The organism is Oceanobacter sp. 5_MG-2023 (genome assembly GCF_030548165.1).
Taxonomy (GTDB): Bacteria; Pseudomonadota; Gammaproteobacteria; order Pseudomonadales; family Oceanobacteraceae; genus Oceanobacter.
Window position 1 is genome coordinate 1 of sequence record NZ_JAUORS010000073.1, and the last position, 584, is coordinate 584.

Here is a 584-nt window from a genome sequence, read left to right on the forward strand (position 1 = left end):
GTATGGTTACCCACCCCATCGGTGGCGGTAACTACAAATGAATAACTGGACTTGCTCTCGTAATCAGCGTCGGCCAATAACGTCACTTCGCCGGTGGCTGAATTAATGCTGAACAGTGACGCATCTGTACCAGACAACGAATAAACCGCTGCGGCATCGTCTGTCGTTGCGGTGTAAATCACCGCGTTCTCACCAGAGTTTTCGTTAATCGCGGTGGCGGTGGTCGCGGAGGTGAAAACCGGGGCCTGGGTATCGATTTGATAACTGGCGCTGATGACGTCGCTGGTCGGTTGGTTACCCACCGCATCGGTATAGCCGCTGCTCAGGTAAATCCGGTTATCATCGCTGCTGATGTTGTCGGAGGGAGTCAGTGTGGCGGTCCAGGTGGTGCCGCCGTCGGTGCTGATGAGATTGGAGAAGGTGGCGTTGTCTGCCGACAGATCTTCCAGGCCGAATCCGGTCACGGCTTCATGGAAGCGGATGGTGACCGTGGCGGTTTCTCCAACTGCCAGTACATGGGTTGAGAGGTCGATACTCGCCACCGGTGCCACGGTATCCACCTGGATCGAGATGCTGGCCTCCAG

Annotated in this window: 1 protein-coding gene; it reads right to left on the reverse strand. The window is 56.5% G+C overall.

Translation table 11 applies throughout. From position 1 onward, the window contains the following. A partial coding sequence (locus tag Q4551_RS16190; RefSeq protein WP_303434964.1) for an Ig-like domain-containing protein occupies nucleotides 1–584 on the reverse strand: 584 nt, incomplete at both ends.